Origin of the sequence: Shewanella sp. AS16, from assembly GCF_021412365.1 — a bacterium.
GTDB lineage: Bacteria > Pseudomonadota > Gammaproteobacteria > Enterobacterales > Shewanellaceae > Shewanella > Shewanella salipaludis.
Map to the genome: position 1 here is coordinate 1 of NZ_JAKCLK010000015.1, position 25,572 is coordinate 25,572.

The 25,572-nt window shown below is 50.4% G+C and carries 39 protein-coding genes and 1 pseudogene; 7 read left to right on the forward strand and 33 right to left on the reverse strand.

Annotated elements, in window-relative coordinates:
* Positions 1-677: 677 nt before the first annotated feature.
* From nrfF to LZP73_RS18465, 3 genes are read right to left on the reverse strand one after another with little or no spacing between them, the layout of a single operon-like run.
* Positions 678-1,172 (reverse strand): heme lyase NrfEFG subunit NrfF, encoded by a 495-nt coding sequence (nrfF, locus tag LZP73_RS18455; protein WP_234236404.1) that lies wholly within the window; start codon positions 1,170-1,172, stop codon positions 678-680.
* Positions 1,169-1,723, reverse strand: a complete 555-nt coding sequence (locus tag LZP73_RS18460) for a DsbE family thiol:disulfide interchange protein (RefSeq protein WP_234236405.1) — start codon at positions 1,721-1,723, stop codon at positions 1,169-1,171. The genes nrfF and LZP73_RS18460 overlap by 4 nt, the downstream gene beginning before the upstream one ends.
* 14 nt (positions 1,724-1,737) lie before the next feature.
* The gene (locus tag LZP73_RS18465; protein WP_234236406.1) at positions 1,738-3,714 is read right to left on the reverse strand and encodes a heme lyase CcmF/NrfE family subunit; all 1,977 of its coding nucleotides are present in this window, start codon (positions 3,712-3,714) and stop codon (positions 1,738-1,740) included.
* Positions 3,715-4,090: 376 nt separating this feature from the next.
* Between LZP73_RS18465 and ccmI the strand changes: the two genes are divergently transcribed.
* A complete protein-coding gene (ccmI, locus tag LZP73_RS18470; RefSeq protein WP_234236407.1) occupies positions 4,091-5,326 on the forward strand; it encodes a c-type cytochrome biogenesis protein CcmI in 1,236 nt (411 codons plus the stop codon).
* 69 nt (positions 5,327-5,395) lie between these two features.
* Here ccmI and LZP73_RS18475 read toward each other — a convergent pair whose 3' ends face one another.
* The gene (locus LZP73_RS18475) at positions 5,396-5,689 is read right to left on the reverse strand and encodes a c-type cytochrome (RefSeq protein WP_234236408.1); all 294 of its coding nucleotides are present in this window, start codon (positions 5,687-5,689) and stop codon (positions 5,396-5,398) included.
* Positions 5,690-5,989: 300 nt separating this feature from the next.
* On the opposite strand from LZP73_RS18475, the gene ccmA reads away from it, so the two are divergent.
* The 6 genes and pseudogenes from ccmA to LZP73_RS18505 all read left to right on the forward strand — a co-directional run bounded on the left by ccmA (position 5,990) and on the right by LZP73_RS18505 (position 10,095).
* The gene (ccmA, locus tag LZP73_RS18480; RefSeq protein WP_234236428.1) at positions 5,990-6,640 is read left to right on the forward strand and encodes a cytochrome c biogenesis heme-transporting ATPase CcmA; all 651 of its coding nucleotides are present in this window, start codon (positions 5,990-5,992) and stop codon (positions 6,638-6,640) included.
* A gap of 9 nt (positions 6,641-6,649) precedes the next feature.
* The gene (ccmB, locus tag LZP73_RS18485; protein WP_234236429.1) at positions 6,650-7,336 is read left to right on the forward strand and encodes a heme exporter protein CcmB; all 687 of its coding nucleotides are present in this window, start codon (positions 6,650-6,652) and stop codon (positions 7,334-7,336) included.
* Between the two features lies 1 nt (position 7,337).
* Positions 7,338-8,084: a heme ABC transporter permease gene (locus LZP73_RS18490; RefSeq protein WP_234236409.1), complete on the forward strand. Its 747-nt coding sequence runs from the start codon at positions 7,338-7,340 to the stop codon at positions 8,082-8,084.
* Positions 8,084-8,284: a heme exporter protein CcmD gene (gene ccmD / locus LZP73_RS18495; protein WP_169565892.1), complete on the forward strand. Its 201-nt coding sequence runs from the start codon at positions 8,084-8,086 to the stop codon at positions 8,282-8,284. Before LZP73_RS18490 ends, ccmD begins: the two co-directional genes overlap by 1 nt.
* Positions 8,281-8,769 (forward strand): cytochrome c maturation protein CcmE, encoded by a 489-nt coding sequence (gene ccmE / locus LZP73_RS18500; RefSeq protein ID WP_234236410.1) that lies wholly within the window; start codon positions 8,281-8,283, stop codon positions 8,767-8,769. The genes ccmD and ccmE overlap by 4 nt, the downstream gene beginning before the upstream one ends.
* 248 nt (positions 8,770-9,017) lie before the next feature.
* Positions 9,018-10,095 (forward strand): annotated as a pseudogene (locus tag LZP73_RS18505) (IS3 family transposase).
* Positions 10,096-10,426: 331 nt separating this feature from the next.
* Here the strand turns inward: LZP73_RS18505 and rplQ are convergent.
* The 29 genes from rplQ to tuf form a co-directional block, all read right to left on the reverse strand.
* Positions 10,427-10,822 carry a 50S ribosomal protein L17 gene (rplQ, locus tag LZP73_RS18510; RefSeq protein ID WP_234236411.1) on the reverse strand — a complete coding sequence of 132 codons (396 nt, stop codon included), beginning with the start codon at positions 10,820-10,822 and terminating at the stop codon, positions 10,427-10,429.
* A 40-nt stretch (positions 10,823-10,862) separates the two neighbouring features.
* Positions 10,863-11,852, reverse strand: coding sequence for a DNA-directed RNA polymerase subunit alpha (locus tag LZP73_RS18515; RefSeq protein WP_169565889.1), 990 nt, complete (start codon positions 11,850-11,852; stop codon positions 10,863-10,865).
* A 24-nt stretch (positions 11,853-11,876) separates the two neighbouring features.
* Positions 11,877-12,497, reverse strand: a complete 621-nt coding sequence (gene rpsD / locus LZP73_RS18520) for a 30S ribosomal protein S4 (RefSeq protein ID WP_169565888.1) — start codon at positions 12,495-12,497, stop codon at positions 11,877-11,879.
* Between the two features lie 31 nt (positions 12,498-12,528).
* Positions 12,529-12,921: a 30S ribosomal protein S11 gene (gene rpsK, locus LZP73_RS18525; RefSeq protein WP_140930214.1), complete on the reverse strand. Its 393-nt coding sequence runs from the start codon at positions 12,919-12,921 to the stop codon at positions 12,529-12,531.
* Between the two features lie 15 nt (positions 12,922-12,936).
* Positions 12,937-13,293, reverse strand: coding sequence for a 30S ribosomal protein S13 (gene rpsM / locus LZP73_RS18530; protein WP_169565887.1), 357 nt, complete (start codon positions 13,291-13,293; stop codon positions 12,937-12,939).
* Positions 13,294-13,410: 117 nt separating this feature from the next.
* Positions 13,411-13,524, reverse strand: a complete 114-nt coding sequence (gene rpmJ, locus LZP73_RS18535) for a 50S ribosomal protein L36 (RefSeq protein WP_006083579.1) — start codon at positions 13,522-13,524, stop codon at positions 13,411-13,413.
* Positions 13,525-13,547: 23 nt separating this feature from the next.
* Entirely contained in the window at positions 13,548-14,888 is a 1,341-nt protein-coding gene (gene secY, locus LZP73_RS18540; protein WP_234236412.1) for a preprotein translocase subunit SecY, read from the reverse strand.
* A 7-nt stretch (positions 14,889-14,895) separates the two neighbouring features.
* Positions 14,896-15,330, reverse strand: coding sequence for a 50S ribosomal protein L15 (gene rplO, locus LZP73_RS18545; protein WP_169565885.1), 435 nt, complete (start codon positions 15,328-15,330; stop codon positions 14,896-14,898).
* A gap of 3 nt (positions 15,331-15,333) precedes the next feature.
* The gene (rpmD, locus tag LZP73_RS18550) at positions 15,334-15,516 is read right to left on the reverse strand and encodes a 50S ribosomal protein L30 (protein ID WP_007644440.1); all 183 of its coding nucleotides are present in this window, start codon (positions 15,514-15,516) and stop codon (positions 15,334-15,336) included.
* A gap of 6 nt (positions 15,517-15,522) precedes the next feature.
* Positions 15,523-16,026 carry a 30S ribosomal protein S5 gene (gene rpsE, locus LZP73_RS18555; RefSeq protein ID WP_169565884.1) on the reverse strand — a complete coding sequence of 168 codons (504 nt, stop codon included), beginning with the start codon at positions 16,024-16,026 and terminating at the stop codon, positions 15,523-15,525.
* 11 nt (positions 16,027-16,037) lie between these two features.
* Entirely contained in the window at positions 16,038-16,388 is a 351-nt protein-coding gene (gene rplR, locus LZP73_RS18560; RefSeq protein ID WP_169565883.1) for a 50S ribosomal protein L18, read from the reverse strand.
* Between the two features lie 10 nt (positions 16,389-16,398).
* Positions 16,399-16,932, reverse strand: a complete 534-nt coding sequence (rplF, locus tag LZP73_RS18565) for a 50S ribosomal protein L6 (RefSeq protein ID WP_234236413.1) — start codon at positions 16,930-16,932, stop codon at positions 16,399-16,401.
* A 10-nt stretch (positions 16,933-16,942) separates the two neighbouring features.
* A complete protein-coding gene (gene rpsH / locus LZP73_RS18570) occupies positions 16,943-17,335 on the reverse strand; it encodes a 30S ribosomal protein S8 (RefSeq protein ID WP_169565881.1) in 393 nt (130 codons plus the stop codon).
* A gap of 24 nt (positions 17,336-17,359) precedes the next feature.
* On the reverse strand, positions 17,360-17,665 hold the full coding sequence (gene rpsN / locus LZP73_RS18575; protein WP_169565880.1) for a 30S ribosomal protein S14: 306 nt from the start codon (positions 17,663-17,665) through the stop codon (positions 17,360-17,362).
* A gap of 10 nt (positions 17,666-17,675) precedes the next feature.
* The gene (gene rplE, locus LZP73_RS18580; RefSeq protein ID WP_169565879.1) at positions 17,676-18,215 is read right to left on the reverse strand and encodes a 50S ribosomal protein L5; all 540 of its coding nucleotides are present in this window, start codon (positions 18,213-18,215) and stop codon (positions 17,676-17,678) included.
* A 12-nt stretch (positions 18,216-18,227) separates the two neighbouring features.
* Positions 18,228-18,542, reverse strand: a complete 315-nt coding sequence (rplX, locus tag LZP73_RS18585) for a 50S ribosomal protein L24 (RefSeq protein ID WP_169565878.1) — start codon at positions 18,540-18,542, stop codon at positions 18,228-18,230.
* 11 nt (positions 18,543-18,553) lie between these two features.
* Entirely contained in the window at positions 18,554-18,922 is a 369-nt protein-coding gene (gene rplN / locus LZP73_RS18590; RefSeq protein WP_140930201.1) for a 50S ribosomal protein L14, read from the reverse strand.
* 179 nt (positions 18,923-19,101) lie between these two features.
* A complete protein-coding gene (rpsQ, locus tag LZP73_RS18595; RefSeq protein ID WP_169565877.1) occupies positions 19,102-19,350 on the reverse strand; it encodes a 30S ribosomal protein S17 in 249 nt (82 codons plus the stop codon).
* The gene (rpmC, locus tag LZP73_RS18600) at positions 19,350-19,541 is read right to left on the reverse strand and encodes a 50S ribosomal protein L29 (protein ID WP_025823470.1); all 192 of its coding nucleotides are present in this window, start codon (positions 19,539-19,541) and stop codon (positions 19,350-19,352) included. Before rpmC ends, rpsQ begins: the two co-directional genes overlap by 1 nt.
* Complete coding sequence (rplP, locus tag LZP73_RS18605; RefSeq protein ID WP_234236414.1) at positions 19,541-19,951, reverse strand: 50S ribosomal protein L16; 411 nt, start codon at positions 19,949-19,951, stop codon at positions 19,541-19,543. The genes rpmC and rplP overlap by 1 nt, the downstream gene beginning before the upstream one ends.
* Positions 19,952-19,962: 11 nt before the next feature.
* The gene (rpsC, locus tag LZP73_RS18610) at positions 19,963-20,655 is read right to left on the reverse strand and encodes a 30S ribosomal protein S3 (protein ID WP_169565875.1); all 693 of its coding nucleotides are present in this window, start codon (positions 20,653-20,655) and stop codon (positions 19,963-19,965) included.
* A gap of 9 nt (positions 20,656-20,664) precedes the next feature.
* Positions 20,665-20,997 carry a 50S ribosomal protein L22 gene (gene rplV / locus LZP73_RS18615; RefSeq protein ID WP_169565874.1) on the reverse strand — a complete coding sequence of 111 codons (333 nt, stop codon included), beginning with the start codon at positions 20,995-20,997 and terminating at the stop codon, positions 20,665-20,667.
* Positions 20,998-21,012: 15 nt separating this feature from the next.
* The gene (gene rpsS, locus LZP73_RS18620) at positions 21,013-21,291 is read right to left on the reverse strand and encodes a 30S ribosomal protein S19 (RefSeq protein WP_006083596.1); all 279 of its coding nucleotides are present in this window, start codon (positions 21,289-21,291) and stop codon (positions 21,013-21,015) included.
* A 14-nt stretch (positions 21,292-21,305) separates the two neighbouring features.
* Positions 21,306-22,130, reverse strand: coding sequence for a 50S ribosomal protein L2 (gene rplB / locus LZP73_RS18625; RefSeq protein ID WP_169565873.1), 825 nt, complete (start codon positions 22,128-22,130; stop codon positions 21,306-21,308).
* A 16-nt stretch (positions 22,131-22,146) separates the two neighbouring features.
* The gene (rplW, locus tag LZP73_RS18630; protein WP_169565900.1) at positions 22,147-22,449 is read right to left on the reverse strand and encodes a 50S ribosomal protein L23; all 303 of its coding nucleotides are present in this window, start codon (positions 22,447-22,449) and stop codon (positions 22,147-22,149) included.
* Positions 22,449-23,054, reverse strand: coding sequence for a 50S ribosomal protein L4 (rplD, locus tag LZP73_RS18635; RefSeq protein WP_169565872.1), 606 nt, complete (start codon positions 23,052-23,054; stop codon positions 22,449-22,451). The genes rplW and rplD overlap by 1 nt, the downstream gene beginning before the upstream one ends.
* 17 nt (positions 23,055-23,071) lie before the next feature.
* Positions 23,072-23,710 carry a 50S ribosomal protein L3 gene (rplC, locus tag LZP73_RS18640; RefSeq protein WP_169565871.1) on the reverse strand — a complete coding sequence of 213 codons (639 nt, stop codon included), beginning with the start codon at positions 23,708-23,710 and terminating at the stop codon, positions 23,072-23,074.
* A gap of 27 nt (positions 23,711-23,737) precedes the next feature.
* Positions 23,738-24,049, reverse strand: coding sequence for a 30S ribosomal protein S10 (gene rpsJ / locus LZP73_RS18645; protein WP_011635639.1), 312 nt, complete (start codon positions 24,047-24,049; stop codon positions 23,738-23,740).
* A 336-nt stretch (positions 24,050-24,385) separates the two neighbouring features.
* Entirely contained in the window at positions 24,386-25,570 is a 1,185-nt protein-coding gene (tuf, locus tag LZP73_RS18650; RefSeq protein ID WP_234236415.1) for an elongation factor Tu, read from the reverse strand.
* Positions 25,571-25,572 lie beyond the last annotated feature (2 nt).

A 25,572-nucleotide genomic window follows, 5' to 3' on the forward strand; every position in this document is an offset into this window, starting at 1 on the left:
TCGATTAACTCAACACCTGTGAGTGTCCACACAGATTTCTTGTTTTAGATTGTTAAAGAGCGTTGACCGCATTGGGTCGGGGCTGATGCTTCATCAGCTCAGGGTCGTGCATTTTACGCATTTCCCGTTTGGCGTCAAGGAGTTTTTAACACTTCTTTTCGCTGTCGATTTAAGTGCCATTCTCAACAGAAAGTAACAGTCTCAAATCAACCCGACTCGGTGGTTAGCTTTCGCTGTCTGCCGTGTCAGTGGATGCGCATTATAGGGAGTTTCGCCGAGGGCGCAAGGGCTTTATTACAACAAATAGATCGCTCGGCGATCTTTTGAGCAAAACGCGCTATTTAGCGGTATTTGTGCTCATAAAGCCGGCATTTTTGCCTATGAACCTAGGTTTTTGATCCCTGGCGGAGATCGAACACCCGGGAAAGATCTATGTTGTTTAGACCCGAGCCGTATAAAAGTCAGGCCCAGATACCTATACCTTACGCCTTCGGTCGATTAAAACGCACTGAGCTGGTGCTTATTATAGAGAGCGCTAACCACTTGCGAGACTGAGCTTAGCGGGATGGTCCACTTGGGTGTCACTACCGCGTCCCATGCAGGAAGGCTTGATGAGACCCACCAGCAAAAAGCCCAGCTATATATAGCTGGGCTTTTATGAGGGAATGGCGCCAAGGCTACTTGGCGTCGCGCTTCAACAATTCTGCCAATGCCTGCCTATCGGCTTCGCTCAGCTCCTGAGGTGCGGCTTGGTTGATACGCTGCCGGCGCACGAAGAAGAAACCTATGCTCAAGGCAATCACCAGGAATCCCAGCGGCCCCAACCAGAGTATATAAGTCTTACGTTCGACTTTAGGCTTGTACAAGACAAATTCGCCGTAGCGACTGGTCATGAAGTCTATGATGGCCGCATCGTCCCGGCCTGCATCAACCATCTTGTAGACTTCGAGGCGCAAATCTTTAGCGACGGGTGAATTGGAGTCGACCAGGTTCTGGTTCTGGCACTGGGGACAGCGCAGCTGGTGCGCCAGGGCTAACGCCCTTTGCTGGTTTGCAGCCGACTTGAATTCATAAGTATCTACCGGTGTCGCCGAAGCGCTGGCCATCATGAGCAGCAATACCAGTATGGTGACTGCGGCAGCAAAGGCTTTGCATATGCCGGCACGCATCATGATGCCCCGTCCTTGGCCGCATCGGCCTGCAACTCACGGATAACGGGCAACAGGGTTTCATCCCAGACGCTTTGATCTATCGGCCCGGCGAAGCGGAAGCGGATGATGCCATGATGATCTACGATGAAACTCTCGGGGGCACCATAGACACCCAGGTCCAGCCCCAGGCGCCCTTCCTTATCGTAAATATTGATATTGTAGGGATCGCCCTTCTTACCCAGCTCGTCCACCGCCATGGCACGCTCGTCACGATAGTTGATACCATAGATGGGCAGGATATTTTGTCTCGCCAGTTTCATCAGGAAAGGATGTTCGTATTTGCATGAAGGACACCAGGTCGCCCACACATTCAACATAGACACCTGGCCCTTGAGATCCTGGTTGCTGATCAGCTCGTCCGGCGTCTCTACCTTTTCCAGGCTGAAGGCCGGGACGGGTTTGCCTTCCAGGGCAGAATCCAGCTTCTGTGGATTCAGGAATAGTCCTTGGTACAGGAAGACCCCCATTCCGAGAAACAAGATCAAAGGCACGAACAATAACACTTTCTTCATATAATGAGCCTCGCTTATGCCGCTACCGGTACAGGCTGAACCGCATCCGTCTTGATGCTGGCAGCGACCTTAGCGCGATAACGTTTATCAGAAGCGGCAAAGATGCCACCTATCATCATGAAAATTGCCCCAAACCAGAGCCAGCGCACGAAGGGTTTATAGTTCAAACGCACGGCAAATTCGGTCGCACTTATGGGATCCCCCATGGTGATGTACAGATCGCGGAATAGCCCCCAATCGATGCCGGCTTCAGTCATGTCCATGGTGCTGACATTGTACTGGCGACGATCCGGTTGCAGCAGAGCTATGACTTTACCCTCTTCCATGACTTCAATCTGCCCCTGTTGCGCCGTGTAGTTGGGCCCTATGATATTTTTAATCTCGATGAATTTGAAGGTATAGCCCGCCAGTTCCTGGCTGATCCCCGGCCCCATGCGAACGCTCTTCTCGATCGAGTAGTTGGATACCATGGTGGCGCCGACTATGGAGACGGCGATGCCCAGATGGGCAATGATCATCCCTATCTGACTCCGTCCCAAACGCGACAGGCTAAATTCGCCTTCCTTAGTACAGCCCATATGATAGGCGGCGCTGAGCGTGGCCAATACCACCCAAGTGGCCGCCATGATGCCGAGTGCGACCCAGAGATTAAATTCACCACCTGCGATGAAGGGAACAGCCAAACCTATGACGATGGCGACTAAGGCCGGCCACTGGAGTTTGCGCTGCAGCTCGCCCGCCTTGGCTTTTTTCCAGCGAATAGTCGGGCCTATCCCCATGAAAGCAAATAACACCAACATCAGGGGAACGAATACCGCATTAAAGTACGGCGGTCCAACGGAGATTTTACCCATGCCGAGAGCATCTATGAGCAGTGGATAGAGGGTGCCCAACAAGACGCTGCCTGCGGCGACAGTGAGTAACAAGTTACAGAGCAAGAGCATGGTCTCTTTCGACTTGAACTCGAAACGCGCCGGGCTGCTCATCTCGCTGGCGCGGAACGCGAACAAGGTTAAAGAGCCACCTATGGCCACGGCCAACAGCAGCAAGACAAACAAACCACGGCTGGGATCCGCCGCAAAAGAATGGACCGAGGTTAATACCCCGGAACGCACTATGAAAGTGCCTAGCAGGCTCAGGGAGAAAGCGAAGATCGACAGCAAGACGGTCCAGTTACGGAAGGCACCGCGCTTCTCGGTCACTATCAGGGAATGCACCAGGGCAGTACCCACCAACCAAGGCATGAAGGAGGCATTCTCGACCGGATCCCAGAACCACCAACCGCCCCAGCCGAGCTCATAGTAAGCCCACCAGGAACCGAGTGCGATACCGCCGGTCAGGAAGGTCCAGGCAGCCAAGGTCCAGGGACGACTCCAACGCGCCCAGGCCGAATCCAGGCTGCCACTCATCAGGGCGGCGATGGCGAAAGCGAAACTGACAGAGAAACCCACATAGCCCAAATACAGCATGGGTGGGTGGAAGATCAGCCCCACATCCTGCAGCATGGGGTTCAGATCCCGTCCTTCCGCCGGCATGGGAAATAAGCGCTCGAACGGGCTGGAAGTCAACAACATGAAGAAGGTGAAACCTGCGATGATCATCGCCAATATCGCCAATACCCTGGCGGTGAACACTTCTTCCAGTTTCTTGCTGAAGATGGCTACCGCCAAGACCCAGATAGACAAGGCGAAGACCCAAAACAACAGCGAGCCTTCATGACCACCCCAGACGGCCGCTATCTTGAAAAACATGGGTAACTGCGAGTTGGAATGATGGGCCACATAGGCGACGGAGAAATCGTCGACGGCAAAACTGTAACCCAGGCTCAACATGGACAAGAAAATGAAGAGGACCATACCGTAGGCCAGGGGCCAGGCATATCTCACCAAATATTGATCTTTGCGGGCAACACCGACGAGAGGGACGCTAGCCAATAAGAGGGCAAATGCCAGACCTACTATCAGCGAGAAGTGTCCAAGTTCTGGGATCATGGGTTTTCCTCAGTGTAAAACGAATAAACAGATCCGGAAATATTCCAAATCGGCGTGCAACAGGGAGTCCCGATTGCACGAAATTGCGTCCATTTTAGTATCTGCTCCCCTTCCTGTCTGCCACTTTCGCATAAATCTGGGCCACGGGTCGCATTCCAGGGCTTCTCCCTTGAGCCCAACGTCTCTGATAGTCACTAAATAACAGGCGTCAGGGCCATTCTGGCTCCCCCAAAGAATGTGTGAACCAGTGCCCAAGTCTCGGCATTCCATAGGTTCAGGGCCTGATACTGCTGTTCAACGATCATTCTTTCCGTATAATCTGAACCACAAATAGGTGGTATGCCACTTTTACCGAATTGAAGTGAACATAGAAACGATGACCCAATTTTGGATTTTTATTGCACTTGTCGTCTTGATCGGTCTGTTACTGATCTGGCTCCCACACTTTCGTCAACAGAAGATGTTACAGACGGAAGAGGCCGGAGTGCGCAAACAAACCAACCTTGCCTTGTTCAACGAACGCCTGGCGATCCTGGAGCAGGAACTGCAGCAGGGCTTGTTGGATCAAACCGAATTCGATGCCCTCAAACGTGAGCTGGAGATCAGCCTGTTACAGGATGTACAGCAATCCGGAGACGAATCGCTGGTCAATAAGCTCAAGCCCAAGGGAATCGCCTGGCCAGTGGCCATGTCCATCCTATTATTGGTGATATCCGGCTATCTCTACCATCGCTTGGGCGCCTTCGAGGCGCTGGCCATAGTGCAGCAACCCAATCCCCATGGGATGCTCGATGAGGCCCAGTTAATGGCCCAGAGAGTACAAATGATGGAGGCACAGGTTCGGGCCGAGCCGGACAACAGCCAGGCTTGGTTTACCCTTGGCCATGCCTATATTTCGGTGAATCGCTTCGACGATGCGGTCAAGGCATTCGACACTGTCATGAACCTGGTCGGCACCCATGCCGAACTCCTAGGCCCCAAGGCGACGGCCCTCTATTATAAGGCCGGGCAACAGATGACCCCGGAGATCCAGGGGTTGATAGAGCAAGCGCTCGCACTGGATCCCCAAGATCCTTCCACCCTCTTGCTCGTCGGCATGAATGCCTTCTTCGATGGCAACTATGACCAAGCCGTCAACGCCTGGCAGGCGATACTCAACAGCGACCGCCAAGATGTGGACAGGGAAGCGCTGATCAATGCCATAGCAACGGCCAAGATGCGCCAGCAAGCAGGAGCAGGGGTTTCACCCACACAGCCACAAGCGAATCAAACCAAGAAGCTCACGATCCAGGTCTCGGTCGCGAGTGCCCTGGCGAGTCAGGTTTCGGCAACCGATACCCTGTTCGTCTTCGCCAGGACTTCGGATGGCAGTAAGATCCCTCTCGCGGCGACCAAGGTAAGCGCCGCGACCCTGCCCGTCACAGTCACTCTGGACGAGACTCAAGCTGTCGGTGGCGAGATGACACTCGGCGAGGCCGGCAACATAGAAGTCATAGCCGTGCTGTCCAAACACGACAGCGTCAGACCCCAAGCCGGGGATCTGCAGGGAAGAAAATCCCAGGCACGGCTGGACGAGCGACTCGAGCTGCAGCTGGATACCCTAGTCGAGTGATCCTGGGCTGATGGATTTCAGCTACAAAAAAACCGGCTAGCAGCCGGTTTTTTTAATTCTGAAGTCAGATTACTTGGTAGACATGAAGCCAATGGCGTTCTTGTAATCTTCGTCAGTACAATCTGTACACATGCCACCAGGTGGCATGGCATTCAAGCCAGACTTAACGCTGTTCAACAAGGCATCCACGCCTTTGGCCAGACGAGGCTCCCAATCGGCAGTGTGTGCTTTTGGCGCACCGGCAATGCCCATCTCGTGGCATATGTGACACGCTTTATCGAAAACATCTTTGCCTTCTTGAGCTAAAACACTTGTAGACAAGGTCAAGGCAGCGACTGCAGTCATTGCTAACAATTTTTTCATGTTCAATGTTCCTAATGCAAATACTTACAAGGCTCAACGCTGCCCTTTATTGATAGGCAGGCTTATTATAGCGCCGCAAGACTACTACAAAGCTGCGTAGAACTCATCTTTTTGTGAGCAGAATCCCCTGCCGGCACTGTTATACGCGACATAGCGCACAAATACGTTACTATATGCAGCGCAAGATGACGCACTTGTCTGAGCGGTTAACTGATGACAAGACACATGGCCGGGGCGACTCGCCCTGGGCTTGTGCCGGTATCCTATGGTTTTATAGACAAGCTTGAAATAGAGGGCTCAGTGGTACAACAAACAACAGCGAACGCGCTGATCTCGGTCCATGACCTGACCTGTATTCGTGAGGAACGCATCCTCTTCGACGCCTTGGCGTTTAGCGTTAATAGCGGTGATATCCTCCAGATCGAAGGACCCAACGGGGCGGGCAAGACAAGTTTGCTGCGGATACTGGCAGGATTGTCCCGTCCTTACGCCGGACGCGTCTGCTACCTCGGCCAGGACATAGGCCGCTGCCGTGATGAATACAATCAAGATCTGCTCTATCTGGGTCACCTACCAGGCGTAAAGAGCGAACTGACGGCCAGCGAGAATCTGCATTTCAACTTGAGACTGAACGGCTATGTCGATTTCGATACCGCCGGGGTATTGGGCCAGGTCAATTTAACCGGCTTCGAGGATGCACTGGCCGGTCACCTCTCGGCCGGGCAACACAGACGCACCGCCTTGGCGCGCCTCTGGCATACCCAGAGCAAAATTTGGATCTTGGACGAGCCCTTTACAGCCATAGACAAGAAAGGCGTCGAGCAACTCGAGCGCCTGTTGCTCGCCCATGCAGACAATGGCGGCTGCGTCATTCTGACCACACACCAGGATATGAGTCAGATCACCGACAGCAGATTGACCAAGATCCGCCTGGATTATCGCTTCGACTGAGGTATGACAATGTTAAGAGGCATAGGCTACACCCAAGCTTTTTTTACCTTGCTGCTGCGGGATTTAAAAATTGCCGTCCGTCATCGGGGGGATATTTTCAACCCTCTGCTCTTTTTCATCATGGTAGTGACGCTGTTTCCCTTGGGCATAGGCCCTGAGCCGCAAATGTTGGCGCGCATCGCCCCTGGGGTCATCTGGGTCGCCGCCTTATTGGCCTCCATGCTGTCGCTCGAGCGTCTCTTCAAGGCCGATTTCAGCGATGGCAGCCTGGAGCAGATGCTGTTGAGTCCACAGCCACTGTCACTCATGGTGTTGGCGAAGGTACTGGCACATTGGCTGCTGACCGGCGTGCCGCTGATTATCATGGCCCCCCTGCTGGCCCTATTGCTGAATCTCGAGACCCAGAGTTATGCGGCACTGATCGCCACCTTGGTCCTGGGCACGCCTGTGCTGTCACTGCTGGGCGCCATAGGTGTTGCACTCACGGTCGGACTGAGAAAAGGCGGCGTACTCCTGAGTCTGTTGATACTCCCCTTGTACATTCCCGTACTGATTTTTGCGACCAGTGCCATAGATGCAGCAGGAATGAATTTACCCTATGATGGCCAACTGGCTATAATAGGCGCAATGCTGGCCGGTTCATTAACTTTGGCACCTTTTGCAATTGGTGCATCTTTGCGAGTGAGTACTAACTAATATGTGGAAATGGCTACATCCCTATGCGGACCCGCAGCGTGCGTATCGACTATCTGAACGCCTGCAGCCTTGGTTTACCCTTCTGGCACTCATGTTCATCTGCGTCGGCACCGTCTGGGGACTGGCCTTTGCCCCCAGCGACTATCAGCAGGGCGACAGCTACCGCATCATCTTCATTCATGTGCCGGCGGCCTCCATGTCGATGGCAGCCTACATGGGCATGGCGACTGCCGCCTTCGTCGGCCTGGTGTGGCAAATCAAGTTGGCCGATTGGGCCGCCGCCGCCATAGCCCCTATAGGCGCAGTGATCACTTTCATCGCCCTGTTTACCGGTGCCGCCTGGGGCAAGCCCATGTGGGGCACTTGGTGGGTATGGGATGCGCGCCTGACCTCTGAGCTGATCTTGCTCTTCCTGTACCTGGGCGTGATTTCACTCTATGCTTCCTTCGAAGACAAAGTCGTTGCCGCCCGCGCCGCCGGCATCCTGACCCTGGTCGGGGTGATCAACATCCCCATCATCAAGTACTCGGTCGAATGGTGGAGTTCATTGCATCAACCTTCGACCATACGCATCACAGAAGAATCCACCATGGCGCCGGAGATGCTGTATCCCTTGCTGATCAATATCCTGGGGTTCGGCTTCATGATTGGCGCCATCACCCTGGTGCGTTTCAAGGCCGAAATTCTCGCCAGAAATGGCATGCGCCCCTGGGTGCGAGAACTTGCGACAGCAGCAGGAGCCAAATAATGCAGTTTGATTCTATGAGCGACTTCTTCCACATGGGGGGTTATGCCTTCTATGTCTGGCTCTCTTACGGAGTGACCCTGGCTTGCGTGGCCACTCTCATCGTCGGCAGTGCCCGTCAAAAGGGCCGGGTGTTGCGGGAGATAGCCCAGAAGATGCAACGTGAACAAAGATTGAAGCAAAACCGGAGTACTAAACAGTGAACCCTAGACGTAAGAAGCGCCTCACCTTGGCGGTCGCCTTGATTTTCGGCGTTGCCGCCGCCGCCTCCCTGTTATTGTATGCACTCAATAGCAATCTCAATCTCTTCTACACCCCAAGCGAGATAATCAACGGCAAACATGATACGGGTGTCAAACCCGCAGTTGGCCAGCGTATCCGTATCGGCGGTATGGTGACCGAAGGCTCGCTCTCAAGGGATCCTGAGAGTCTGCATGTGGAATTCGCCGTCCATGACGGTGCCGGCGGCAGCGTCATGGTTACCTATGACGATCTCCTGCCCGATCTCTTTCGTGAAGGCCAGGGCATAGTCGCCCAGGGTATACTCATGGCTGATGGCACGCTGCAGGCCACCGAGGTACTCGCCAAACACGATGAGAACTATATGCCTCCGGAAGTCGCCGAGGCCATGGGAAAAGATCATCAGAAGTTAGATTACGGCACCCAGCAAAAAGCCGGCGCCAAATAAGCTTGATGCTTAAGAACGGCCAACCTCCTGTGTTGGCCGTTTCCCCCATTGCCCAGCCAGTGCCATTATCGTTTTAACCTCCTCTGCTTTAGCCTCCCGTCCCAGCCTTCAATCTCAGCCCCACACAGGCTCTGGAGCTTTCCCCTGAGACTTATTCGTCAGATGCGCTTGTCGGTGACCTTTCCCCAGATTTAACACCATGACGAATGTGAGATTTCCGATTACGCTAGTAACCAGGAGATCTGACAATGAAGAAGAAACGTTTTACGGAAGAGCAAATCATCTGTGCCCTCAAGGAGCATGAATCCGGCTGCAAGGTCGAAGACATTTGCCGGCGTTACGGCATTGCCCAAGGCACCTTTTATCGCTGGAAATCCAAGTACGGTGGCATGGAGGTTAGCGACGCCAAGCGCCTGAAAGAACTGGAAAGCGAAAACACTAAGCTGAAAAAACTGTTGGCTGAAGCCATGTTGGATAATGCTGTGTTGAAAGATGTCGTCTCAAAAAGGTGGTGACGCCAGCGGCTAAAAAAGCCGTGGTTAGTCTGGCGAAGACAATACACAACCTGAGTGAGAGACGGGCCTGCCTGCTGTTTTGCATCAGCAGGACGGCAGCGCGTTATGTTGGTATTTCTCGGGATGATGAGGCAGTTAAATCCCGCTTGAAAGAGTTGGCAGTGCGCTATCCGCGCTATGGTTATTTGCTGCTGCATGGCTTGCTCAAGGCTGAAGGCCTGCTCGAGAACAAGAAGCGTACCTACCGGTTGTATACCGAATTGGGCCTCCAAGTTCGTACCAAGCAGCGTAAGAAGCTGATACGCCCCCGCATTCCCATATCGTTACCCAATGGTATCAACGAACGCTGGTCGATGGACTTCGTTTCAGATCAATTGGCAAGTGGCAGACGCTTCCGGGTACTCAATGTCGTCGATGACTACAGTCGTGAATGCATCGGACAGCTTGCGACGTGTCACTCTCTGGCGAGCAGGTATCGCGTTTCTTGAAGCAACTAATAGCACAGCGTCAACGCCCGCAATCGATAGTCTGTGATAACGGCCCCGAGTTTACCAGTAAGGCGATGTTCTTCTGGTCAAAGTCGCAGGACGTAAAACTGAGCTTCATCCAGCCGGGTAAGCCAACACAAAACGCCTTCGTAGAAAGTTTTAACGGTAAGTTTCGGGATGCCTGTCTCAACCAACATTGGTTTAGGGATTTGCACGAAGCAAGGCAAGAAATAGCGCATTGGCGGACACATTACAATGAAGTGCGCCCGCACAGCTCACTGAATTATCTGCCACCAAGTGAATTTGCAAAACGAGTGGCATAATGAAGGCATTCTCACAGGATGTGGTACTAATCCAGGGGAAAGATCATCGGCAGCGCCAGGCAAGACATGAGCCAGGATTGCCGCCTGTAGGCACTCGCCAGGCATATCCCTCAAACATGGGTGCTCGCGACAGCGACGGCTTTAGCCAGTGAACTCTCCCTGGTAACCAGCGCAAGCGGGAATATCCCATCTGTCATGGTGTTAAATCTGGGGGAAAGGTCATGGAAAGGCGCCGCATGCAGGGACGTTAAACCTGAATGAGCCAGCCAAGCTTGAACGACAGGCATAAAAAAACCGGGTCCAGGACCCGGTTTTTCAAGTGTAACCTTAATTACTCAGCAGCTTCAACATCAACAGCTTCAGCAGCTTCTGGACGACCTACCAGCTCGATGTAAGCCATTGGGGCTTTATCACCGGCACGCAGACCGCACTTAAGGATACGGGTATAACCACCAGGACGTTCCTGGTAGCGTGGACCCAACTCAGTAAATAACTTACCTACGACTTCAGCGTCGCGAGTACGAGCAAACGCCAAACGACGATTTGCAACGCTGTCACTCTTAGCAAGTGTTATCAGAGGCTCAACTACGCGACGCAGTTCTTTCGCTTTAGCTACGGTTGTCTTGATGATCTCATGACGAACCAGTGAGCTTGCCATGTTACGGAACATGGCTTGGCGATGACTGCTGTTACGGTTTAGTTGACGACCACTCTTACGATGGCGCATGACCTAATCCTTATAACCTAAATCTGTACAAACCTGAGACTTATAGGTCGTCTGCTAAGCTGGCTGGAGGCCAGTTTTCCAGACGCATACCTAACGACAGTCCGCGAGACGCCAACACATCCTTAATTTCGGTAAGAGATTTCTTACCCAAGTTAGGTGTTTTCAGCAGCTCAACTTCAGTACGCTGTACCAGATCTCCGATGTAATGAATCGCTTCGGCTTTCAAGCAGTTAGCCGAACGTACAGTTAGCTCTAAATCGTCGACAGGACGCAGCAGTATCGGATCGAATTCCGGTTTCTCTTCTTTCAGCTCTGGCTCAGTCACATCACGCAGTTCCACAAAGGCATCCAGCTGTTCGGCCAGAATAGTTGCAGAGCGACGGATAGCTTCCTCAGGATCGATAGTACCGTTAGTGGTCATATCGATAACGAGTTTGTCCAAGTCAGTGCGTTGTTCTACACGAGCCGCTTCGACATTGTAAGCAATGCGAGCAACAGGTGAGAAAGAAGCATCAACCAGCAGGCGGCCAATTGGGCGATCATCGTCTTCGGTTTGTGCACGGGCTGATGCCGGTACATAACCACGACCACGCTCAATGCGGATACGCATGCTGATATCATTGTTGCCTGTCAGATGACAGATAACATGATCAGGATTCATGATAGTAACATCACCATCATGCGTGATATCTGCAGCGATGACAGGGCCTGCGCCGGACTTGCTCAAGGTGAGCATAGCCTCGTCTTTACCCTCGATAGTCACTGCCAACCCTTTCAGGTTTAACAATATCTCAAGGATATCTTCTTGAACGCCTTCCTTACTGCTGTATTCGTGCAGTACACCGTCAATCTCGACTTCAGTAACTGCGCAGCCGGGCATAGACGACAATAGGATGCGACGCAACGCGTTACCTAAAGTGTGGCCGAAACCACGCTCAAGTGGTTCCAGTGTAACCTTGGCACGTGTTGAGTTAACCTGCTCGATATCAACGAGACGCGGTTTAAGAAATTCTGTAACAGAACCCTGCATTGTGTCCTCTCTTGTTTGTTAGCCTTACTTAGAGTAAAGCTCGACGATCAGCTGTTCGTTAATATCCGCAGACAAATCGCTACGTTCTGGAACGCGCTTGAAAGCACCTTCCATTTTCGCATTGTCGACTTCAACCCATGTAGGCTTCTCGCGTTGAGCTGCCACTTCCAAAGCCGCTTTGATACGAGCTTGAGTGCGTGACTTCTCGCGGATGCTCACAACATCATTCGCAGACACTTTGAATGACGGAATGTTAACAACACGACCGTTAACCATAACTGACTTATGGCTTACTAGCTGACGTGATTCTGCACGAGTCGCACCAAAGCCCATACGATAAACTACGTTATCCAGACGGGTTTCTAAAAGTTGCAGCAGGTTTTCACCTGTGTTGCCTTTAGTACGTGCAGCATCTTTGTAGTAGTTACGGAATTGTTTTTCTAACACACCGTAAATACGACGAACTTTTTGTTTCTCGCGTAACTGTAAACCGTACTCTGACAGACGTGGCTTACGAGCGCCATGTTGTCCAGGTGCAGCTTCAAGCTTACACTTCGAATCGATTGCTCTCACACCGCTTTTCAAGAAAAGGTCTGTACCTTCTCGGCGGCTGAGCTTGAGCTTGGGACCCAAGTATCTTGCCATGATCTTTCTCCAACTATCCTAGGAAACGGCGTTATACACGACGCTTTTTAGGAGGACGACAACCATTATGAGGGATCGGCGTCACATCGGTAATGTTGGTTATTTTATAACCAACAGCGTTCAGCGCACGAATGGCTGACTCACGACCTGGACCTGGACCCTTCACGAAAACTTCAAGGTTTTTAACACCGTAGTCTTGAGCAGCAGCACCTGCACGCTCAGCAGCAACCTGCGCAGCGAATGGTGTAGATTTACGTGAACCACGGAAACCTGAACCACCAGAGGTAGCCCATGACAACGCATTACCTTGACGATCTGTAATGGTGACAATTGTGTTGTTGAAAGAAGCATGGATATGAGCCATGCCATCTGCAACCTGTTTACGTACGCGCTTACGCGGAGAACGTGACGGAACTTTAGCCATTGCTTTACCTTCCCGTTACTTTCTAATAGGTTTACGTGGACCTTTACGCGTACGCGCATTGGTCTTAGTACGTTGCCCACGAAGAGGCAGGCTACGGCGATGGCGGAGACCACGATAACAACCAAGGTCCATCAGACGCTTGATGTTCATTGAAATCTCACGACGTAAGTCACCTTCTACTGAGTATTTGGCAACTTCTTCGCGTAGGATATCTATTTGAGCTTCGCTCAATTCCTTGATCTTAGCAGTTTCAGCTATTGCAGTAGCCGCGCAGATTGCTCTAGCGCGAGTACGGCCGATGCCGAAAATAGCAGTCAAAGCAATGACTGTATGCTTTTGATCAGGAATGTTAATGCCAGCGATACGGGCCACTATGCACTCCTTAAAGTTAAAGGCCATCTGCGAAAAGCCCGAAAGGATACTCGACAGATGACAGATTTGCAAACATTATTTGGCCAGCCCATCTGCTGGGCTGACCAAATTTCTTTTTTAGCCTTGACGCTGTTTGTGTTTTGGTTCAACACAGATAACGCGTACAACGCCACTACGCTTGACGATCTTGCAATTACGGCAGATCTTCTTCACGGAAGCTCGAACTTTCATTTCATCACTCCGTAAAAGCTAGCTTATCGACCAAAGCGATCTAAGTTCGCTTTGTTCACTAGGTTAGCTTTCTTCATCACAGACTCATACTGATGTGACATCATATGGGTCTGAACCTGAGCCATGAAGTCCATGATCACGACTACCATAATAAGTAGTGAAGTACCGCCAAAATAGAACTGTACTTTCCACGCGATTAACATGAACTCCGGAATTAAGCAGATAAAGGTTATGTATAACGCACCGGCTAATGTCAGGCGTGTCATGACTTTATCAATGTAACGCGAAGTCTGTTCTCCAGGACGGATCCCAGGGATGAATGCACCACTTTTCTTCAGGTTATCTGCCGTTTCGCGTGGGTTAAACACCAACGCAGTATAGAAGAAACAGAAGAAAATGATTGCCGTCGCATACAATAATGAGTACAGCGGTTGTCCCGGTGACACAGCCAGTGAAAAATCACTCAACCATGACATGGACTCATTCTGACCAAACCACTGAGCCAGTGTGCCTGGAAACAAAATGATGCTGGACGCAAAAATTGGAGGTATTACACCCGCCATGTTTATCTTCAGCGGCAAATGTGTACTCTGCGCAGCGAACACCTTACGGCCCTGCTGACGCTTGGCATAGTTAACGACGATACGACGTTGACCACGCTCCACAAATACCACCAGATAAGTCACGGCAAATACGATGACCGCGAGCAACAACAATACCAATACATTCAAGTCACCTTGACGCGCCTGCTCGGCCGTCTGGCCGATAGCTGAGGGTAATCCGGCGACAATACCTGCGAAGATCAATATCGAGATACCGTTACCTATACCACGCTCGGTAATTTGCTCACCCAGCCACATCAGGAACATGGTTCCCGTGACCAAGCTGACAGTTGCAACGAAATAGAACCCAAATCCCAGGTTGACCACAAGGCCAGGGACTAGGTTGGGCAATCCTGTTGCAATACCGATCGACTGTAATGTACCCAGCACTAAGGTGCCCCATCTGGTATATTGACTGATTTTCTTGCGTCCCGACTCGCCTTCCTTTTTGAGTTCGGCGAGAGCAGGATGCACCACAGTCAACAGCTGCATTATGATAGATGCCGAAATGTACGGCATGATACCCAATGCAAAGATGGAGGCACGCTTAAGAGCACCACCCGAGAACATGTTAAACATGCCCAGGATGGTACCCTTCTGCTGATCAAACAGCTCTGCTAATACAGCTGCGTCAATACCAGGAATTGGCACAAACGAACCGGCTCTAAAGACGATAATCGCGCCAATCACGAACAGGAGGCGAGCTTTCAGTTCTGAGAGTCCACCTTTCGCGCTTTTTAAATCAAGTCCTGGTTTTGCCATCGACGTATTATTCCTCGATCTTACCGCCGGCAGCTTCGATAGCTGCACGTGCACCTTTGGTTACCTTCAGACCTTTAACGGTCACAGGGCGCTCAATGGTACCTGAAAGAACGATTTTCGCAAACTGGATGTTGCGAGTAATTACGTTCGCATCTTTCAGTGCGTTCAAATCGATAACATCACCGTTAACTTTTGCCAGTTCGAGTACACGAACTTCAGCTGTTACCAGAGCGCGACGCGAGGTAAAACCGAATTTAGGCAGACGGATCTTAAGTGGCATTTGACCACCTTCGAAGCCTGGGCGTACACCGCCACCGCTGCGAGATTTTTGGCCTTTATGACCACGACCCGCAGTTTTACCTAAACCAGAACCAATACCGCGGCCTACGCGCTTTGGTGCAGACTTAGCGCCTGCTGCTGGAGATAGAGTATTTAAACGCATCTATTAATCCTCCACCTTAACCATGTAGTAGACCTTGTTGATCATACCGCGAACTGAAGGAGTATCTTCCAGCTCAACAGTGTGACCAATGCGACGCAGACCAAGACCGGTTAAGGTCGCGCGATGCTTAGGCAGACGCCCGATCGCACTTTTAGTCTGAGTAACCTTTACAGTTTTAGTAGCCATGGTGCATTACCCCCGAATTTCGTCAACATTCAGGCCACGCTTAGCTGCGATTTGCGAAGGTGACTTCATGTGCACCAATGCATCGACAGTCGCGCGAACGATGTTGATCGGGTTAGTAGAACCGTATGCTTTCGACAGAACGTTATGCACGCCTGCTACTTCCAATACGGCACGCATTGCGCCACCGGCAATAATACCGGTACCCTGTGATGCTGGTTGCATATAAACTTTAGAACCAGTATGACGACCCTTAACTGGGTGATGCAGGGTGCCTGCATTCAACTCAACGGTCACCATATTACGACGGGCCTTTTCCATAGCTTTTTGAATTGCTGCTGGAACTTCACGCGCCTTACCATAGCCGTAGCCAATCTTACCGTTACCGTCACCCACTACTGTCAGTGCTGTGAAGCTAAAGATACGACCGCCCTTAACTACTTTAGAAACACGATTAACTGCAATCAATTTCTCTTGCAGATCGTCTTTTTGCTGAGCTTCTAATTTAGCCATTTTATAACCCCTTAGAACTTCAGGCCAGCTTCACGAGCGGCATCTGCTAATGCAGCCACACGACCGTGATACTTGAAACCAGAACGATCGAACGCAACAGAAGTTACGCCTTTCTCGATCGCGCGCTCAGCAACAGCTTTACCCACTGCCTTCGCCGCGTCTACGTTACCGGTACTCTTCAGTAGCTCTTTAACCGCTTTTTCAACGGTTGAAGCAGCTGCCAACACCTGAGCTTCAGGATTGATCACCTGAGCATAAATGTGACGCGGTGTACGATGTACAACCAGACGGTTCACGCCCAGCTCTTGGATCTTCTTACGAGCGCGAGTAGCGCGACGTAAGCGAGATGTTTTCTTATCCATATCGCGTTACCTACTTCTTCTTAGCCTCTTTACGGCGTACTACTTCGTCGTCATAGCGAACACCTTTGCCTTTGTATGGCTCTGGTGGACGGTATCCGCGAATCTCAGCAGCGACTTGGCCAATTAACTGCTTATCAACACCGCGAAGGGTGATGTCAGTTTGGCTTGGACACTCTGCAGTAACGCCTGCGGGCAGTTTGTGTACTAACGGATGAGAGAAACCTAGAGTCAGGTCAATGTCAGCACCGACGATTTTCGCACGGTAACCAACACCTACCAACTTTAACTTACGCTCAAAACCTTGAGATACACCAACAACCATGTTGTTTACTAACGCACGAGCCGTACCTGCCTGTGCCCAAGCGTTAACAACGCCTTCGACAGGAAGAAACTTGACTACGCCGTCTTCAATGACAACATTGACCGCATTGTTGATTACTCGAGTCAGACTGCCTTTTCCGCCTTTGACGGTAAGGGTCTGTTCGTTTAAGGTCACCTCTACGCCAGCTGGGATAGCTACTGGTGCTTTTGCTACACGAGACATTCCTAGCTCCTTATGCTACGTAGCAGATAACCTCGCCACCCATGCCTGCAAGGCGGGCGGCACGATCAGTCATCAAGCCTTTAGAAGTGGACACAATTGCGACACCCAGTCCGCCCATCACCTTTGGAAGTTCGTCTTTACCTTTGTAAATACGAAGACCAGGACGACTTACGCGCTGGATAGTCTCAACGACTGGTTGGCCTTGGAAGTACTTTAAAGTAACTTCCAGTTCAGGCTTGGCTTCATCTGCTACGGCGTAATCAGCGATGTAACCTTCTTCTTTAAGCAGTTTCGCGATAGCGATTTTCAGCTTAGCAGAAGGCATCTTCACAGATACTTTGTTAGCAGCTTGGCCGTTACGAATACGGGTTAACATATCCGCAATAGGATCTTGCATGCTCATATTAGCTTACTCCGTGACAAGTGCTTACCAGCTGGCCTTACGCAGGCCAGGAACTTCACCACGCATGGTTGCTTCACGTAATTTAATACGGCTAAGGCCGAATTTACGTAAGAAGCCATGTGGGCGACCAGTTTGATTACAACGATTGCGTTGACGCGCTGCGCTGGAATCACGTGGTAGAGCTTGCAGCTTAAGCACCGCATCCCAACGATCTTCGTCAGAAGATTCTGGGCTGCTGATGATAGTCTTAAGAGCCGCACGCTTTTCAGCGTACTTAGCCACGAGCTGTGCACGTTTAGCTTCACGTGCTTTCATTGATGTTTTTGCCATTACGCTACCCTTATTTCTTGAATGGGAAGTTAAAAGCGTCTAACAAAGCACGACCTTCTTCATCATTCTTCGCAGTAGTAGTGATAACGATATCCATACCACGAATTTTATCGATTTTATCGTAATCGATTTCTGGGAAGATGATCTGCTCACGCACGCCCATTGCGTAGTTACCACGGCCGTCGAACGCTTTAGCGCTCAGACCACGGAAGTCACGAATACGTGGGATTGCGATATCGACTAAACGCTCTAAGAATTCCCACATACGCTCACCGCGCAGGGTCACTTTACAGCCAATAGGGTAGCCTTCACGGATTTTAAAACCAGCAACTGACTTACGAGCTACAGTCACTACTGGTTTCTGGCCGGCAATTGCAGTCATGTCACGGAGCGCATGCTCCATCACTTTCTTGTCTGCAACAGCTTCGCCAACACCCATATTCAGGGTGATCTTTTCAATCCGAGGGACTTGCATGACACTGCTATAACCGAACTTTTTAGCAAGTTCAGCGACAACAGTCTCTTGGTATTTATCATGCAGTTTCGCCATCGTTTACTCCAATTACTTAACGAGTTCACTGTTCGATTTGAAGAAACGAACTTTTTTGCCGTCTTCGAATCGGAAACCAACGCGATCAGCTTTGCCAGTGGCAGAGTTGAAAATCGCTACATTTGATGCTTGTATCGGCGCTTCTTTCTCAACAATACCGCCAGCGACACCCAGTTGTGGGTTTGGCTTTTGGTGTTTCTTGACCAGATTGATGCCTTCAACAATTAACTTACCAGTAGGTAAAACTTGAGCAACAGTACCGCGTTTGCCCTTGTCTTTACCGGCCAGTATGATTACTTCGTCTTGACGACGGATTTTAGCTGCCATTTTGAAGCTCCTTACAGTACTTCTGGTGCCAGCGAGACAATCTTCATGAATTGCTCATTACGCAATTCACGTGTCACTGGTCCAAAGATACGAGTACCAATCGGTGCAAGGTTTGCGTTAAGCAATACCGCTGCATTCCGATCGAAGCGAATGACAGAACCGTCTGGACGACGTACGCCTTTCTTAGTACGGACTACCACCGCGTTATACACATCACCTTTCTTCGCTTTAGCGCGAGGAATGGCTTCTTTAACAGAAACCTTGATGATGTCGCCGATACCGGCATAACGACGATGAGAGCCACCCAAGACCTTAATACACTGAACTCTACGTGCGCCACTATTACATGCGACGTCGAGAGTCGATTGCATTTGGATCATTTTAAGTGCTCCGCTATCGTTACTACAAAATTCCCACTATGGGACTATATAAACGCCAATTTTCGCTAATAAATTAGTCAAAAATGGCGCGCAAGTATAACACCATAATTTTGGAAAACATAGTATAAAAAAACAAACGGCCCCAACACCTGGGGCCGTTTACCTAAACCTAAGAAAACTTAGGCCTTTGTCACTACTTCAACCAGGGTCCAAGACTTAGTCTTAGACAAAGGACGACATTCGCGAATCGCTACTAAATCGCCTTCATTGCACTGATTTGTTTCGTCATGTGCATGGATCTTAGTCGTACGCTTGATGTATTTCCCATAGATTGGGTGTTTCACTTGGCGTTCGATAGCAACAGTGATGGACTTGTCCATCTTGTTGCTGGTTACACGACCCTGCAAAGTACGGATTTTATCAGACATTATGCACCCGCCTTAGAAGTAATAATGGTCTTAACGCGCGCAATGTTACGGCGCACTGTCTTCAGTTGATGAGTCTGAGTCAACTGACCAGTGGCGTGTTGCATACGCAGGTTGAACTGCTCACGCAGCAGACCAAGTAGTTCAGCGTTCAGTTCTTCAACGCTCTTTTCTCTTAGTTCGCTCGCTTTCATTACATCACCGTCTTAGTTACGAAGGTAGTCTTGATAGGAAGCTTGGCAGCAGCCAGAGTAAACGCTTCACGCGCTAACTCTTCTGACACACCATTCATCTCATAAAGAACCTTACCAGGTTGAATCTGACATACCCAGTATTCAACGTTACCTTTACCTTTACCCATACGCACTTCGAGAGGCTTAGAGGTAATTGGCTTGTCCGGGAAAACTCGAATCCAAATTTGTCCCTGACGCTTAATGTGACGTGTCATGGCACGACGTGCAGATTCGATCTGACGTGCAGTTAAACGACCACGGCCGACTGCTTTCAGACCAAAAGTACCAAAGCTAACTTCGGTACCGTTCGCCAGACCGCGGTTGCGGCCTTTGAACATCTTGCGAAACTTCATACGTTTAGGTTGCAGCATTGCCGGCTCTCCTATTTACCACGAGGCTTGCGCTTAGGTTGCTGCTGCTTCGGCTCTTCGATCTGTGGCAGCATACCGTCCAGAACTTCACCTTTGAAGATCCAAACTTTAATGCCGATCACACCATATTGGGTGTGACTTTCCGCAGTAGAATAGTCGATATCAGCACGCAAGGTATGTAGAGGCACACGGCCTTCACGATACCACTCGGAGCGCGCGATTTCAGCGCCGCCTAAACGGCCGCTCACTTCAACTTTGATACCTTGAGCACCGATACGCATAGCGTTCTGTACCGCACGCTTCATGGCGCGACGGAACATAACACGACGCTCTAACTGCTGAGCAATAGAGTCAGCAACGAGCTTAGCGTCTAATTCGGGCTTGCGGATCTCAGCGATGTTAATCTGAGCAGGAGTGCCAGTTAACTTAGCAACTTCAGCACGCAATACTTCAACGTCTTCACCCTTCTTACCAATCACAACGCCTGGACGGGCTGTGTGAATAGTAACGCGGATGCTTTTCGCTGGGCGTTCGATAACAATCTTAGATACTGACGCGGCTTTCAGTTTCTCTACGAGAAACTGGCGCACTTCCCAGTCGCTGTGCAGGTTATTTGCATAATCTGCTTTATCGGCGTACCAGGTCGAGATCCAAGGCTTGGTGATACCCAGACGGATACCATTAGGATGTACTTTCTGTCCCATTGCTCTCTCCTAGCGATCTGATACAACCACAGTGATGTGGCTGGTACGCTTCATGATACGATCAGCGCGGCCTTTAGCACGTGGCATGATACGCTTCATAGTTGGACCTTCGTCAACGAAGACTTTACCAACTTTAAGCTCATCGATGTCAGCGCCTTCGTTGTGTTCGGCGTTTGCGATAGCTGAGTCAAGTACTTTCTTTACCAGTACGGCGGCTTTCTTGGGGCTGAAAGTCAAAATTTCGAGGGCCTTAGCAACAGGCAAACCACGAATTTGATCAGCAACCAGACGGGCCTTCTGCGCAGACGTACGGGCAAAACGATGTTTAGCTAAAACTTCCATCTTATTCCTCCCGTATTAACGCTTCTTCGCTTTCTTATCAGCAGCATGGCCGCGATAAGTGCGAGTTGGTGAGAATTCACCAAGTTTGTGGCCGATCATTTCGTCAGTTACGAACACAGGAACGTGCTGACGACCATTATGGACAGCGATGGTCAAACCAATCATATTTGGAATGATCATAGAGCGACGTGACCAAGTCTTAATAGGCTTCTTGTCACCCGCTTCCATCGCTTTCTCTACCTTCTTCAGCAAGTGCAGGTCAATGAAGGGACCTTTCTTGAGAGAACGTGGCATGGCGAATCCTCTTACTATTTATTACGACGACGTACGATGTACTTGTCAGTGCGCTTGTTACTACGAGTCTTATAACCCTTAGTTGGCACACCCCATGGAGTCACTGGGTGACGACCACCAGAAGTACGGCCTTCACCACCACCATGTGGGTGATCTACCGGGTTCATTGCAACACCACGCACTGTTGGGCGTACGCCTCTCCAGCGCTTAGCACCTGCTTTACCTAACTGGCGCAGCATGTGTTCGGCATTACCAACTTCACCAAATGTCGCGCGGCAATCTACTGGCACTTTACGCATTTCGCCAGAGCGAAGACGCAGAGTGGCATAAGCGCCATCACGAGCAACAACTTGTACGTAAGCACCCGCAGAACGCGCGATCTGAGCACCTTTACCAGGCTTCATTTCGACGGCGTGAACAACACTACCTACAGGTATGTTGCGCAGTGGCATAGCGTTACCAGTTTTGATGTCGGCATCTACGCCAGACTGGATCTTGTCGCCAGCTTGCATGCCTTTGGCAGCAAGGATGTAACGACGCTCACCATCTGCGTACAGTACCAGCGCGATGTGCGCAGTACGGTTTGGATCATATTCCAGACGCTCGATTTTTGCTGGGATACCATCTTTATCGCGTTTGAAGTCGATCAGACGGTAATGTTGCTTATGTCCACCACCTACGTGGCGTACAGTGATACGGCCAGTATTGTTACGGCCACCACTTTTAGATTTTTTCGCCAACAGGCCAGCAAAAGGTTTACCCTTGTGCAGGTCAGTGTTCACCACTTTAACTACGTGGCGACGACCTGGAGAGGTTGGCTTACACTTAATAACTGCCATGATAATTCTCCTTTGCTTACTCAGCGCCGCCGACGAAATCGATGTCAGCACCGGCAGCCAGAGTCACATAAGCTTTTTTCCAATCGCTACGACGACCGGTACGGCCACCTGTGCGCTTGGTTTTGCCTTTGTTAACCAGAGTGCGAACTGAATCAACTTCAACTTCAAATAGCTTGGCAACAGCAGCTTTAATTTCAGCTTTAGTTGCATCGATAGCTACGCGGAAAACTACAGTGTTGGTCTTCTCAGCGTTCACAGTGCTCTTTTCAGAGATATGTGGTGCCAGAATCACTTTTAGCAAACGTTCTTCGCGGATCATCATGCTAGCATCTCCTCGATTTGCTTCACTGCGTCAGCAGTAACAAGGACAGTGTTGAACGCAATCAGACTAACTGGGTCAAGACCCGCTACGTCACGAACGTCAACCTTGTACAGGTTGCGAGCTGCTAAGAATAAATTCTCGTCAACTTCTGAAGTCACAATCAGAACATCTTCCAGGTTCATTGCTTTCAGTTTGGCTTTCAGCTCTTTAGTTTTAGGAGCTTCAACACCGAATGATTCAACAACCACCAGACGCTCTTGACGTACCAATTCAGACAGAATGCTTTTCAGCGCGCCGCGGTACATCTTCTTGTTAACTTTTTGGCTGTGATCTTGGGTTTTAGCAGCGAAAGTTACGCCACCGCCACGCCAGATTGGGCCTTTAACACTACCGGCACGAGCACGGCCAGTGCCTTTCTGGCGCCAAGGCTTTTTGCCTGAGCCAGTTACTTCCGCACGAGTCTTTTGGCCACGAGTGCCTTGACGCGCGTTTGCAGCGTAAGCTACAACTACCTGATGAACCAGTGCCTCGTTAAAGTCACGGCCGAAGGTAGTTTCGGAAACTTCAAGAGCGCTTTGCGCGTCTTTCAATACCAATTCCATTACTATCTCCTCAGACCTTAAGCTTTAACTGCAGGCTTGATGATCAGGTCGCCATTAGTTGCGCCCGGAACAGCACCTTTAACCAGTAGCAGGTTACGTTCAACATCTACACGTACAACGTCCAGATTTTGAGTAGTAACACGCTCGGCACCCATGTGGCCTGACATTTTCTTGCCTTTGAATACGCGACCTGGCGTTTGGTTCTGACCGATAGAACCATTCGAGCGGTGCGCCAATGAGTTACCGTGAGTCATGTCTTGAGTACGGAAGTTCCAACGCTTAACGCCGCCTTGGAAGCCCTTACCTTTAGACTGACCAGTAACATCAACTTTCGCTACATCAGCGAAGATATCAACATTCAGCTCAGCACCAACTTCAATGCCCTCGCCTTCACCGTCTACCAAACGCATTTCCCACAAACCACGACCGGCTTCTACGCCGCCCTTGGCAAAGTGACCTGCTTCTGGCTTAGTGATGCGATTGGCTTTTTTGGTACCAGTAGTAACTTGAAGTGCGCGGTAGCCGTCAGTTTCCAAAGTTTTCACTTGGGTAACACGGTTGCCAGCAACTTCAATTACTGTTACAGGTATTGAAACACCATCTTCAGTGAAGATGCGAGTCATACCAACTTTACGACCAATAAGACCGATAGCCATCTCTCAAACCTCTTCTAAGGATCTCAATTAACCCAAGCTAATCTGTACGTCGACACCAGCCGCAAGATCTAAACGCATCAGAGCGTCTACAGTCTTTTCAGTTGGCTCTACGATGTCAACCAGGCGCTTGTGAGTACGAATTTCGTACTGGTCACGAGCATCTTTATTAACGTGCGGAGAGATCAAAACGGTATAACGCTCTTTGCGCGTAGGCAGTGGAATTGGACCACGTACCTGAGCGCCTGTACGCTTAGCAGTTTCAACGATTTCCGCAGTAGACTGATCAATCAAACGATGATCAAATCCTTTTAAGCGGATACGGATTCTTTGGTTCTGCATTGACCAGAGCTCCTAAAATGGACACATAAAAAATCACCCTCTAGCTTCTTCCCTATTGGAAAAGCAGAGCGAGATGATTTAACCGTTCGACTCCCAATCGGAGTCGCTGTGATAATGATTAACTTAATCGACTAATCATTTATATTCGTCAACCTAGGTCGACGAGGGGGCCATTATACAGATCTCTATCGCGAGATCAAGCCCACTGAGTAAATAGTCAGCAAAGTGACTGGTTACCTAAAGTGGCCAGCATTCTACAGATATTTACCTGTCACGCCAAGCCCAAAATAAAAAAAGGAAGCCGAAGCTTCCTTTTTCAATCACTCAATCTGACGATTAAGCTACGATGCTTGCTACTACACCAGCACCAACTGTACGGCCACCTTCACGGATTGCGAAGCGTAAACCTTCGTCCATCGCGATTGGACAGATCAGGGTAACAACCATCTTGATGTTGTCGCCTGGCATTACCATCTCTACGCCTTCTGGCAGTTCGATAGTACCTGTTACGTCAGTTGTACGGAAGTAGAACTGTGGACGGTAGCCTTTGAAGAATGGCGTGTGACGGCCACCTTCTTCTTTTGACAGAACATAAACTTCTGATTCAAAAGTGGTGTGTGGGTTGATTGAACCTGGCTTGGCCAGTACTTGACCACGTTCTACGTCATCACGCTTAGTACCACGCAACAGAACACCACAGTTCTCACCGGCACGACCTTCGTCAAGCAGCTTACGGAACATTTCTACGCCGGTACAAGTTGTCTTGGTGGTATCACGGATACCAACGATTTCAACTTCGTCACCTACTTTAACGATACCGCGCTCAACACGACCGGTAACTACTGTACCACGGCCTGAAATTGAGAATACGTCTTCGATTGGCAGCAGGAATGGCTTATCGATGTCACGCTCTGGCTCTGGGATATAAGTATCCAGGGCTTCTGCCAGTTCGATGATCTTAGCTTCCCACTCTGGCTCGCCTTCCAGCGCTTTCAGAGCAGAACCTTGGATGACTGGTAAGTCATCACCTGGGAAGTCGTATTCAGACAGAAGTTCACGAACTTCCATTTCAACCAGTTCCAGCAGCTCTTCGTCATCAACCATGTCACACTTGTTCATGAATACGATGATGAAAGGTACGCCAACCTGACGAGAAAGCAGGATGTGCTCACGAGTCTGTGGCATTGGGCCGTCTGTAGAAGCAACAACCAGGATTGCGCCGTCCATCTGGGCAGCACCGGTGATCATGTTTTTAACATAGTCAGCATGGCCTGGGCAGTCTACGTGGGCGTAGTGACGAGTAGGTGTATCGTATTCGATGTGAGAGGTATTGATGGTAATACCGCGCTCACGCTCTTCTGGAGCGTTATCGATTTGAGCAAAGTTTTTCACTTCGCCACCATAAGTCTTAGCCAGAACTGCAGAGATAGCAGCAGTCAGAGTGGTTTTACCATGGTCAACGTGACCGATGGTGCCCACGTTTACGTGAGGCTTATTACGTTCAAATTTAGCTTTTGCCACGA

Excerpts from the sequence above, each read along its gene's own strand:
- rplO (WP_169565885.1), bottom strand. The coding sequence starts at position 15,330 with ATGCGTTTAAATACTCTATCTCCAGCAGCAGGCGCTAAGTCTGCACCA.
- rplW (WP_169565900.1), bottom strand. The coding sequence starts at position 22,449 with ATGATCCGCGAAGAACGTTTGCTAAAAGTGATTCTGGCACCACATATC.
- rpmD (WP_007644440.1), bottom strand. The coding sequence starts at position 15,516 with ATGGCTACTAAAACTGTAAAGGTTACTCAGACTAAAAGTGCGATCGGG.
- rplC (WP_169565871.1), bottom strand. The coding sequence starts at position 23,710 with ATGGCTATCGGTCTTATTGGTCGTAAAGTTGGTATGACTCGCATCTTC.
- rplP (WP_234236414.1), bottom strand. The coding sequence starts at position 19,951 with ATGCTGCAACCTAAACGTATGAAGTTTCGCAAGATGTTCAAAGGCCGC.
- LZP73_RS18460 (WP_234236405.1), bottom strand. The coding sequence starts at position 1,723 with ATGAAGAAAGTGTTATTGTTCGTGCCTTTGATCTTGTTTCTCGGAATG.
- rplQ (WP_234236411.1), bottom strand. The coding sequence starts at position 10,822 with ATGCGCCATCGTAAGAGTGGTCGTCAACTAAACCGTAACAGCAGTCAT.
- rpsC (WP_169565875.1), bottom strand. The coding sequence starts at position 20,655 with ATGGGACAGAAAGTACATCCTAATGGTATCCGTCTGGGTATCACCAAG.
- rplR (WP_169565883.1), bottom strand. The coding sequence starts at position 16,388 with ATGGATAAGAAAACATCTCGCTTACGTCGCGCTACTCGCGCTCGTAAG.
- LZP73_RS18475 (WP_234236408.1), bottom strand. The coding sequence starts at position 5,689 with ATGAAAAAATTGTTAGCAATGACTGCAGTCGCTGCCTTGACCTTGTCT.
- ccmD (WP_169565892.1), top strand. The coding sequence starts at position 8,084 with ATGCAGTTTGATTCTATGAGCGACTTCTTCCACATGGGGGGTTATGCC.
- rplF (WP_234236413.1), bottom strand. The coding sequence starts at position 16,932 with ATGTCTCGTGTAGCAAAAGCACCAGTAGCTATCCCAGCTGGCGTAGAG.
- rpsK (WP_140930214.1), bottom strand. The coding sequence starts at position 12,921 with ATGGCTAAAGTTCCGTCACGTTCTCCGCGTAAGCGCGTACGTAAACAG.
- LZP73_RS18490 (WP_234236409.1), top strand. The coding sequence starts at position 7,338 with ATGTGGAAATGGCTACATCCCTATGCGGACCCGCAGCGTGCGTATCGA.
- rpsQ (WP_169565877.1), bottom strand. The coding sequence starts at position 19,350 with ATGTCTGATAAAATCCGTACTTTGCAGGGTCGTGTAACCAGCAACAAG.
- rpsJ (WP_011635639.1), bottom strand. The coding sequence starts at position 24,049 with ATGCAGAACCAAAGAATCCGTATCCGCTTAAAAGGATTTGATCATCGT.
- rplB (WP_169565873.1), bottom strand. The coding sequence starts at position 22,130 with ATGGCAGTTATTAAGTGTAAGCCAACCTCTCCAGGTCGTCGCCACGTA.
- rpsD (WP_169565888.1), bottom strand. The coding sequence starts at position 12,497 with ATGGCAAGATACTTGGGTCCCAAGCTCAAGCTCAGCCGCCGAGAAGGT.
- rplE (WP_169565879.1), bottom strand. The coding sequence starts at position 18,215 with ATGGCGAAACTGCATGATAAATACCAAGAGACTGTTGTCGCTGAACTT.
- rplD (WP_169565872.1), bottom strand. The coding sequence starts at position 23,054 with ATGGAATTGGTATTGAAAGACGCGCAAAGCGCTCTTGAAGTTTCCGAA.
- rpsS (WP_006083596.1), bottom strand. The coding sequence starts at position 21,291 with ATGCCACGTTCTCTCAAGAAAGGTCCCTTCATTGACCTGCACTTGCTG.
- rplV (WP_169565874.1), bottom strand. The coding sequence starts at position 20,997 with ATGGAAGTTTTAGCTAAACATCGTTTTGCCCGTACGTCTGCGCAGAAG.
- rpsN (WP_169565880.1), bottom strand. The coding sequence starts at position 17,665 with ATGGCAAAAACATCAATGAAAGCACGTGAAGCTAAACGTGCACAGCTC.
- rpmC (WP_025823470.1), bottom strand. The coding sequence starts at position 19,541 with ATGAAAGCGAGCGAACTAAGAGAAAAGAGCGTTGAAGAACTGAACGCT.
- rplN (WP_140930201.1), bottom strand. The coding sequence starts at position 18,922 with ATGATCCAAATGCAATCGACTCTCGACGTCGCATGTAATAGTGGCGCA.
- secY (WP_234236412.1), bottom strand. The coding sequence starts at position 14,888 with ATGGCAAAACCAGGACTTGATTTAAAAAGCGCGAAAGGTGGACTCTCA.
- LZP73_RS18465 (WP_234236406.1), bottom strand. The coding sequence starts at position 3,714 with ATGATCCCAGAACTTGGACACTTCTCGCTGATAGTAGGTCTGGCATTT.
- rpmJ (WP_006083579.1), bottom strand. The coding sequence starts at position 13,524 with ATGAAAGTTCGAGCTTCCGTGAAGAAGATCTGCCGTAATTGCAAGATC.
- rplX (WP_169565878.1), bottom strand. The coding sequence starts at position 18,542 with ATGGCAGCTAAAATCCGTCGTCAAGACGAAGTAATCATACTGGCCGGT.
- LZP73_RS18515 (WP_169565889.1), bottom strand. The coding sequence starts at position 11,852 with ATGCAGGGTTCTGTTACAGAATTTCTTAAACCGCGTCTCGTTGATATC.
- ccmB (WP_234236429.1), top strand. The coding sequence starts at position 6,650 with ATGTTAAGAGGCATAGGCTACACCCAAGCTTTTTTTACCTTGCTGCTG.
- nrfF (WP_234236404.1), bottom strand. The coding sequence starts at position 1,172 with ATGATGCGTGCCGGCATATGCAAAGCCTTTGCTGCCGCAGTCACCATA.
- ccmI (WP_234236407.1), top strand. The coding sequence starts at position 4,091 with ATGACCCAATTTTGGATTTTTATTGCACTTGTCGTCTTGATCGGTCTG.
- rpsH (WP_169565881.1), bottom strand. The coding sequence starts at position 17,335 with ATGAGCATGCAAGATCCTATTGCGGATATGTTAACCCGTATTCGTAAC.
- rpsE (WP_169565884.1), bottom strand. The coding sequence starts at position 16,026 with ATGGCTAAATTAGAAGCTCAGCAAAAAGACGATCTGCAAGAGAAATTG.